The following is an 8,801-nucleotide window of genomic DNA, read 5'->3' on the forward strand; positions in this document are numbered from 1 at the left end:
ATTCGGGAAGTAGTGCGACCTGTTTGCGGTCATCGCCTTCGACGAATCGCTTCATGAGTCACCCAGTCTCAATGAGTTGATTCAGTTTAGGCGATGACTGCGTTTTCACACAGGCTCGGCCGACCAACGCCCGATGGCCGAACCCGGTGATCGCCTCTGAGGTGGTTTCCATGCAAAACGCATAAATCGACCCGTAAGCGACGTTCAGTATCCCTTGAAGCGGACGTTCGCGCTCGCCGAGTGAGACTTCAGCGTGATCTGCATGGCGCGACGCGGCCATATAATGCCCGCCGAACCAATCGTCGCCGTGCGCTCGGCTACGTGCAGAACGAACCAGAAAGGAGGACGAATGCCCGCCGTAGAGAAGATCACCAAAGGACACTGTCCCGAATGCGGGGCAGGGATAAACGCTGATATCGTTGCTGCATATGAACACAAATGGCAGCATGATGACCACCCTATCTGGGGCCAGGTTGACTATCGCATCCTGAAATGCCGGGGCTGCGACAGCATCTACGTTCAGCGCGCTGAGGTCTTCTCCGAAAACATTAACTACTACTACGACGCCGCCGGTGATACACAGGCAGAATACGAGGTCGACTATTCGTACTGGCCGTCTGCCCTGAAACGCACCCGTCCTTTGTGGTTGGACGAGCTGTTTTCCGTAGACACTGATCTACACAGCATTCTTAATGAGGTGTACTCGGGCCTCGACGGCGATCTGGCGGTTCTCTCCGCTACAGGAATGAGAACCGCCTTCGACCGGGCGACAGAACTTCTGGGCGTTGACCCGGCGAAGACTTTTCAGCAAAAGCTGGAAGATCTTTTCGCCGCTGGCAAAGTGGGCGCAGCGGAGAAGGAGACGTTGGCTGTGCTTGCCGATGCCGGCGGCGCCGCTGCACACCGGGGCTGGAAACCGCAGCCAAAGCAGCTCGGGACGATGATGGATATCGTTGAGGCGTTCTGCCACCGGAACTTTATTCTCGACGGCCAGGTTGGCAAGCTCAAGCCGCAGATCCCGGCGAAGCAGAAGCGCCGACGTGCTGAAGGGGATGCTCCGGTTTGAGGCGCGGACCGTTTCGTAGCCTCTGATCGCAGCATTGTCGACGATCTACGTGGATTGGTCGATCGACCGCGCATGGCCCCGACCGCTGCCCGATGCGGTCGGCGGCAGTCGACCCTCACCGGTCGGTCGCCTGCTTGGAGATGAATGGCTGCTTCCGGAGCGGTTCGGTCCTTCGTCGGCAGATTTCTATCTAAGAAGGGCAAGCATGCGCTCGTAGTCAACAGGCTTCAGCAGGTAATGATCAAACCCCGCGTCAAGCGCGGTCTGCCGGTCCTGTTCCTGACTCCAGCCGGTGAGTGCGATCAGCAGGAGACCACTTCCGCGTGGGCCCGTACGCAGTTTCCGGGCAAGATCGTTGCCTGATATGTCTGGCAGGCTGATGTCGAGCAAAAATGCATCAGGCAGAAACTCCGACGCAAGATTCAAGGCATCCTGGCCACTTACTGCAGTGCGCGTTTCGTAACCGTCGCCTTGCAGCAGCACAGCAAGGCTGGCGGCCGTGTCCTCGTTATCATCAACGATCAAAATTCGACGTCCGTCGCATGGTGTAGGTAAAGCCGGCGCGTCGTCTTCGGGCGCAGCAGTCTGGACGGCTGAAAGCGGAAGACGCACAGTGAACTGGCTACCCTGATTGATTCCGGGACTCGACGCAATCACCGTCCCGCCGTGCCGTTCCGTCATCGCCCGAACAAGAGACAGGCCAATACCCAGACCACCCTGCGATCGCTTCCGCCCAGAGGGTAGCTGGGAGAAGATGGTAAAGAGCGTTTCGAGATTGGCGACGGCAATTCCGATGCCACTATCGCGGACTGAAATGACGGCCTCGCAATCTTCACGCCGCACTTCCAGCTCGATGTCTCCTCCGGCGGGCGTGTATTTCGCTGCGTTGTTGAGCAGATTCTGGACAACCTGGATTAGTCTCACCGGATCGGCATCGAGATAGACGGGGTTGTCCGGCAATATCGCAGTGAAACGATGCGACTCCGCCCGCAACAGATCTCGCGAACCTTCGATGGCTTGCCGCATTACGCCGGACAGTTCGATGTGCTCCTTGCGCAGTTCAAGCTTGCCTTCCGCAATACGCGAGATGTCCATCAGATCGTCGACGAGCCGCACCAGGTGGGTGACCTGTCGTTCGAGCACTCCGCGTGACCAGATAACCTGCTGGTCGGAAAATTCCTTTTGTGCAAACAGCTGCACAGCTGCCTGGATCGGTGCCAGTGGATTGCGTAATTCGTGAGCCAGTGTCGCGAGGAACTCATCCTTGTGCCTGCTTGCCAGTTGCAACGCCTGCTCGGCGACGCTTTTTGCCTCAAGCGCTTCCTCGGCCTGCCGGCGCGTTTGCACCAGTTCCTTCTCATACTTGTGGCGGTCACTGACTACTACGCATGCAAAATCGTCGAATTCGGTATCCGCGATCGAGCGCCGGACGGCGTTAATCAGCATGGGTACCTTATGGCCGTCACCATGGCGGAATTCCAGCTTGACCTCGGCAACAGACCCCTGCATCTGCAGAAGCGGTGCCCAGTGAGTTTGATGAAAGACCTTGCCGCCGACCGTCAACAGATCCTGAATGCGGCGCTGATCCAGTAGCTCCCGTGCGTCAAAGCCAGTCCATCTGCAAAACGTCGTGTTCACCCGCACGATGGTGCCATCGACAGTTGTCGTCACCAGTCCGCATGGCGCGTGCTCAAAGGCGTCACGAATCGGAGGGAGCGATTGACGAATGCCATCCATCAGAGCGCCAGCCTCGTGAGAAAAGCTTCCGTTGCCAATCTGCTTTCCCCCGGTGCGCTCAGCTGCGGGCAATGTCCGACGTTGTTGACGATGCTCAGCTCACTGCCCGATATTGCGTCGTGCATGTATTCGCCGACGCATAAAGGCGCGAGCAGGTCGTCATTCGACTGGACGATTAGCGTCGGGGTTGTAACCCGCGGCAGATCAGCGCGATGATCTGCCAGAAAGGTCACGCGTGCGAAATGCCTCGCGATCTCCGGGTCGGTACGGCAAAAGCTGTTGGTCAGCTCTTGCGCGAGTTCAGGCTGCCCGGGCGCACCCATGATCGCCGGCGCCATCGTGCTCGACCATCCAAGGTAATTGTTCTCAAGGGTTTCAAGCAGCTCTTCGATGTCCTCGCGCTCGAATCCGCCCACGTAGTTTCCGTCGTTGATGAACGAAGGCGATGGGCCGATCATCACGTTCGCCGCGAAGCGCTCAGGTGCCTTGATGGCCGCGAGCATGCCGATGGTCGCGCTCACCGAATGACCCACAAAAATGACCGGTCCAGATGCCGTCTCGTCGATGATGTCCAGCACATCGTCTGCGTAGCCATGCAGCGAATCGTATCGGGATCGATCGTAGGCGAAGAGGTCCGAGTCGCCGCTGCCGACAAGGTCGAACATGACCGTGCGGTATCGATCCTCGAAGCTGGGTGCAAACAGTCGCCACATGTTCTGGTCGCAACCAAAGCCGTGGGCGAAGAGCATCGTTACATTTCCGGTGCCGCGTACACGCACGTTGCTACGCTTCTGTACGTTCATAAAATCGCCTGAAACGAAGTTGGGCCGGGGGCATTTATACCAACAAATATCCCGCTTCCGGGGGATATCCGGCAAGCCCGCGTTTTGCTGACACCAGGCGCAGGAATACTGCTTCGATGGCCGGCCCACGCGCCATCTCCGCTTGTTTCGTCGCCCGGGCATACATCATGCACGGCAAGCGGTAACCCTAAGTCTACAACGCGAGAAATTTTATGGCCCGGTGCGGCATATGGACGAAACGATCGGTCAGATTTGCTGCCAGCGAACTTGCCGTGCTGGTTGTCGACGATAACGAGGCTTCAGGTGTGGCACTGGCCGCCGTGCTGGGACAGGAAACCATGGACGCGCGGTTTGCGGGAAGCAGTGTCCAGGCGCTGGAGTCCATGCGGCACTGGACACCAGACGTTATCGTGTTGGACATCAATATGCCGCTGCATGACGGATTTTCGACGGCACGAGTATTCAGGCGGCTGCCTGCCACACGCGGTGTCGCTATTGTGGCCTTCACTGCACTTGATGAACGCGAGATTCGGGATAAGGGGGTGAGTGCCGGTTTTGATGGATATTGCCAGAAGGGCCAATCACCAGGCGATCTGATCGATGTGATCCATGCGATGACTAGCGTTTGACCAGGCTGCGAAACCTCTCTTGGGGACGCTCCCCGCCACGTGTTAATCGTTCCAAATCAGAGTGATTAACACGTCTATAATTCCCGTCGGGTGGCGATCTGCAGGGGCTGCTGGCCGGGCGCAACCCGCAGCGATTCTTCCGGTTGCACCTGCGTCCTCGTCAACAGCGGCAAACGGAGGGAAAGGTCATGTCCGATGCGACTACGCGCGTGCTCACCTCTCACGTCCCCGTCGCTCTGGCCGAAAAGGTCGATGAGCTTGCCGCACGGCTTGACCGCTCGCGTGGCTGGATCATCCGGCAAGCCCGTATCGCCTGGATCGATCAGGAAGAAGCTCGCAGCAGCGTGGCTGCCGAAATGAAAGCCACTTTCGACGGCTGGCCCGAGAGTAGAAAGGTCCGCGGCGGGTGAGCAGACCAACAATTGCTCGCAAGCACCGCGCGCTGAACGCGGCACTCGTGGCGCGTGAGCTACGGCTCAGGTCATCTATTGCATCGCTGGAGGCGACGTGACCGAATCTGCGACAGCGTCGAGTGTACCGACGTCATCTACCTTCCCGCTCGTCGGGATCGGCGCGTCCGCGGGCGGGCTCGAGGCCATCTCCGAACTCATGGCCGACATTCCTGCCGCGAGCGGCATGGCGTTTCTGGTAGTTCAGCATCTCGATCCGTCCCGCCCCAGCATACTTTCCGAGATTTTGGCCAAACGCGTAGCGATGCCGGTGGTCGAAGCCGCCGAGGGCATGGACATCGAGGTCGACCATCTGTACGTGATTCCTGCGAATACGAGCATGTCGGTGGCAGAACGCCGCATTCGGCTGCGACCGCGCAACGAACTGCTCGGGCCGCCGATGCCCGTCGACGATCTGCTCGCCTCTTTCGGGGCGGATCAGGGTTCCAACGCCATTGGCATCGTGCTCTCCGGCGGTGGTTCGGATGGCGCGCTGGGACTGCAGGCGATCCAGCGTGAAGGCGGCATCACATTCGCCCAGGACGAGTCGACGGCGCACTTCAACAGCATGCCGCATGCGGCTATCAGTCTGGGCTGCGTCGATCGCGTGCTTGCACCGCATGAGATCGCGAAAGAGATAATCGCAATTGGGCGTCATCCCTACCTGAGATCAGTACCTGACGCCGCGACGGGAGCCCCGCCCGAGCCCGCTGATGCCAGTCTGCGGACGCTGTTCCGCATGCTCCGGCATGCCTGCAATATTGATTTCAGCCGCTACAAGAATGGCACGGTACAGCGCAGGCTCGCCCGCCGCATGGCATTGCGGCAGGTCACATCGGTCGCGGACTATGTCACCGTGCTGGAATCCGATCCGGCCGAAACGCTCGCGCTTGGCCGCGATCTGCTCATCCAGGTGACCGAGTTTTTCCGGGATCCGGATACCTTCGAAGTGTTGACACAAACGGTCTTTCCGCGACTCGTCGCGGGCAAGGAGTCGACCGCCCCGTTCAGGATCTGGGTCCCGGGATGCGCGACTGGCGAAGAAGTCTACTCAATCGCAATCTGCCTGATCGAATATCTGGGCGAGCAGTCCGCCATTACGACGGTGCAGATATTCGGCACCGACATCAGTACCGAAGCGCTGGAGGCTGCGCGCGCTGGCCGCTACATCGAAAACATCGCCCGGAATGTGTCGGCAGAACGGTTGGAGCGGTTTTTTGTCCGCGATGGCGAGCATTACTGCGTGGATAAAACGGTCAGGGACCTGTGTACTTTCTCACGCCACGATGTGCTGAGTGATCCGCCATTCTCGCGGATGGACCTGGTGAGTTGCCGGAACCTGTTGATCTACCTGAGTGCCCACGCGCAGCGAACCGTGATGCCCCTCTTTCACTACGCATTGCGACCCGAGGGCGTCCTGATGCTCGGACCGTCGGAGACGGTAGGCGCATTTTCAGAGCTCTTTGGCGTCATCGAAAACAGGCGCAGCAAGCTGTATAGCAAAAAGCCGAGGCTGGGTCCGCCCGCACAGGTGCGGCTGAATTCGTCACGGGCTGCGCCTCTGGCTGCTCCGGCAGCAGGCGTACGGGAGAACCGGTCCGAGACCCGCGAAGCGTCGTCGCTTCGATCCGAAGTCGATCGCATTGCGCTCGCGCGGTATGCGCCGTCCTCCGTACTCTGCGACGACGACCTGAACATCGTGGAGTATCGCGGCGATACCTCGGCGTTTCTGGTCAATCCCAGCGGCCCTCCTACCAGCAATCTTCAGCGACTGGCGCGGCCGGAAGTTTTCCTCGCAGTCAATGAAGCAATCCGGCAAGTCCGGCAGGACGGTGTCGCGATACGCAGGACAGGACTGCGGATGCCAGGTACGAACGGGCCGCAGACATCGAACGTGGAAGTTCATCCCGTTCAGATGGCAGGCGTCGAGGGGCGCTGGTTCCTGATTTTTTTCGAGAGCGGTACAGCAGACACGAACGGTCTGGGCGCGCGCGGGCAGGCACCCATCAAGGCGCTGTTGCAGCAGGCGCTGGCTCGACGGCTGGGCCGGGTCGCTGCAAAAGGTGACGATCCGAGGGATGAAGAAATTGCGCGCCTTGTCGCCGAACTGGGCGCGATGCGCACGCAGATCCGAACCATGCTCGAAGAGCACGAAAGCGCGCGCGAAGAGCTCAAATCCAGCGAGGAAGAACTGCTATCGAGCAATGAGGAATTCCAGAGCACCAACGAAGAACTGGAAACCGCCAAGGAAGAACTGCAGTCGCTGAACGAAGAACTATCGACCACCAACGACGAGTTGCGCTACCGCAATCACGAACTCAGGTTGCTTCACGACGACGTCGTTCTTTCGCGCGACTACGCCGACGCGATCATCGACACGATGGCTGAGCCGCTGCTCGTGCTGGAATCGGATCTGCGCGTGGCGCGAGCCAACCATGCGTTCTACAAGACCTTCCAGACTGCCGCCTACGACACGATCGGCGCACTGCTTTATATGCTGGGCAACGGGCAATGGAATATCCCGGCTCTGCGTGAACTGCTTGAAAAGCTTCTGCCCGGGCAGACTGTTGTTCGAGACTTCTTGATTACACACAGTTTTCCGAACATCGGCATGCGTACGATGCGCCTGAACGGCGCACGTGTAGTGGGCCGCGGGCAGGAGCAGATCCTCCTGACCATTGAGGACATCACCGAGCATCAGCTCGCTGTGCAACGTCTGGAAACAGCCGATCATCAGAAGGACGATTTTCTCGCGATGCTCGCGCATGAGTTGCGTAACCCCCCTCGCAGCGATAGCCAACGCAATCGAAGTATGGGGGCGTGCGAACGTCGATCCGGAAACACAACAGCGTGCGCGTGTCGTTGCCCGACGCCAACTGGAACACGAGATTGGCCTGGTTGACGACCTGCTGGACGTATCACGCATCACCCGCGGCATCATCAAACTCAATGTCCTGCCCGTCGATTTTGCGGAACTCGTCCGGCACAGTGTTGCAGCGATGCGTGCGGAAATCGATGCACGTCAGCACGAACTGACGCTCGTATTGCCACAGGCTCTGACAATCGAGGGCGATGCAATCCGTCTCGAGCAAATCGTGACCAATCTGCTCGGTAACGCAGCTAAATACACACCCGCAGGCGGCCGCATTGAATTGAAGCTCGTGCGTAACGGCGAGGAAGCCGTCCTGACAGTGACCGACAACGGCATCGGTATGACCGCAGACTTCCTGCCGACCATTTTTACCCTCTTCGTGCAGGCGGAGCGGCCGCTGGACCGTGCATCCGCAGGGTTGGGACTGGGTCTCGCCCTGGTGCACAAGCTGGTCGGGCTGCATCACGGAACCGTCCATGCCTCTAGCCCTGGTCTTGGCCGAGGCAGCACCTTCGTTATCCGGCTGCCGGCACCACATGGTTTGATTGTGCCGCAGCCGCTGTCGGAGGACGTAACAGGTGACACCGCGCTGACCGTGACACACAAAATTCTCGTTGTCGACGACAACGCCGACGCCGCAGACAGCACCGCGATGATATTGCAGCTCGAAGGACACGAGGTGAAGGTCGCCAGCAACGGTCCAGCCGCATTACAGTATGCGACGGAATTTCGGCCTGGCGTAATCCTGCTCGATATTGGCCTGCCCGACATGGATGGCTACGAGATCGCACACCGGATACGCGCTATCGCCGGCCTTGCACATACCGTGTTGATCGCAGTCAGCGGCTATGCGGGAGAAGATCATCGCGAGCGTGCGAGGCAAGCGGGCTTCGATCACTATTTGGTCAAACCGGCCGGGCTGAGTCGCTTGAATGAGTTGATCGCGACTTCTCGCGGCGATCGATAGCGAGCTTGGAATACTGCCGACGCTAGCTCCTTACACGCGTAATTGCTAAAGGCAGCCGCAAGACGCTCCGGGCGCTGGAAAAGCGCGAATGACCGTTGTCCGCTGTTAATCTGTCGTTTTAGCGACCGAACTCCGGAATGCCCCACCGACCGCTTCTGGCCGAGGGCGTGTGGAAACGCAATTTTCGCGGCTGAGGGCGAGGTTGACGGTCGGCCCAAGCAAGTTAGATGCGTCGAGCTTGCGCTATTCGAGCATCGCGAGCGCAAGAAGCCCCTCAG

General features: G+C 59.3%; 7 protein-coding genes. 5 read left to right on the plus strand and 2 right to left on the minus strand.

Going from position 1 to position 8,801, the window contains the following annotated elements; all coding sequences use genetic code 11:
• Positions 1-349 precede the first annotated feature (349 nt).
• Positions 350-1,066, plus strand: coding sequence for a DUF4145 domain-containing protein (locus LJ656_RS34695; RefSeq protein WP_230513933.1), 717 nt, complete (start codon positions 350-352; stop codon positions 1,064-1,066).
• A gap of 186 nt (positions 1,067-1,252) precedes the next feature.
• On the opposite strand, the gene LJ656_RS34700 is transcribed toward LJ656_RS34695, so the two are convergent.
• Together LJ656_RS34700 and LJ656_RS34705 are read right to left on the minus strand one after the other, a co-directional pair.
• On the minus strand, positions 1,253-2,803 hold the full coding sequence (locus tag LJ656_RS34700) for a hybrid sensor histidine kinase/response regulator (RefSeq protein WP_230513934.1): 1,551 nt from the start codon (positions 2,801-2,803) through the stop codon (positions 1,253-1,255).
• The gene (locus LJ656_RS34705) at positions 2,803-3,606 is read right to left on the minus strand and encodes an alpha/beta fold hydrolase (protein WP_230513935.1); all 804 of its coding nucleotides are present in this window, start codon (positions 3,604-3,606) and stop codon (positions 2,803-2,805) included. Before LJ656_RS34705 ends, LJ656_RS34700 begins: the two co-directional genes overlap by 1 nt.
• A 272-nt stretch (positions 3,607-3,878) precedes the next feature.
• Between LJ656_RS34705 and LJ656_RS34710 the strand changes: the two genes are divergently transcribed.
• The 4 genes from LJ656_RS34710 (at position 3,879) to LJ656_RS34725 (ending at position 8,523) form a co-directional block, all read left to right on the plus strand.
• Positions 3,879-4,235 (plus strand): response regulator, encoded by a 357-nt coding sequence (locus LJ656_RS34710; protein ID WP_230513936.1) that lies wholly within the window; start codon positions 3,879-3,881, stop codon positions 4,233-4,235.
• A 188-nt stretch (positions 4,236-4,423) separates the two neighbouring features.
• Positions 4,424-4,645 carry a ribbon-helix-helix domain-containing protein gene (locus tag LJ656_RS34715; RefSeq protein WP_230513937.1) on the plus strand — a complete coding sequence of 74 codons (222 nt, stop codon included), beginning with the start codon at positions 4,424-4,426 and terminating at the stop codon, positions 4,643-4,645.
• A 97-nt stretch (positions 4,646-4,742) separates the two neighbouring features.
• Positions 4,743-7,586 carry a chemotaxis protein CheB gene (locus tag LJ656_RS35065; RefSeq protein ID WP_230513938.1) on the plus strand — a complete coding sequence of 948 codons (2,844 nt, stop codon included), beginning with the start codon at positions 4,743-4,745 and terminating at the stop codon, positions 7,584-7,586.
• Between the two features lie 97 nt (positions 7,587-7,683).
• Positions 7,684-8,523, plus strand: a complete 840-nt coding sequence (locus LJ656_RS34725; protein WP_230513939.1) for a hybrid sensor histidine kinase/response regulator — start codon at positions 7,684-7,686, stop codon at positions 8,521-8,523.
• Positions 8,524-8,801: the final 278 nt, after the last annotated feature.

It is taken from the genome of Paraburkholderia sejongensis, from assembly GCF_020880815.1.
Lineage (GTDB): Bacteria > Pseudomonadota > Gammaproteobacteria > Burkholderiales > Burkholderiaceae > Paraburkholderia > Paraburkholderia sejongensis.

Bases quoted from the DNA above. Each gene is read 5' to 3' on its own strand.
- LJ656_RS34695 (WP_230513933.1), top strand. From the start codon at position 350: ATGCCCGCCGTAGAGAAGATCACCAAAGGACACTGTCCCGAATGCGGG.
- LJ656_RS34700 (WP_230513934.1), bottom strand. From the start codon at position 2,803: ATGGATGGCATTCGTCAATCGCTCCCTCCGATTCGTGACGCCTTTGAG.
- LJ656_RS34705 (WP_230513935.1), bottom strand. From the start codon at position 3,606: ATGAACGTACAGAAGCGTAGCAACGTGCGTGTACGCGGCACCGGAAAT.
- LJ656_RS34715 (WP_230513937.1), top strand. From the start codon at position 4,424: ATGTCCGATGCGACTACGCGCGTGCTCACCTCTCACGTCCCCGTCGCT.
- LJ656_RS34725 (WP_230513939.1), top strand. From the start codon at position 7,684: ATGCGTGCGGAAATCGATGCACGTCAGCACGAACTGACGCTCGTATTG.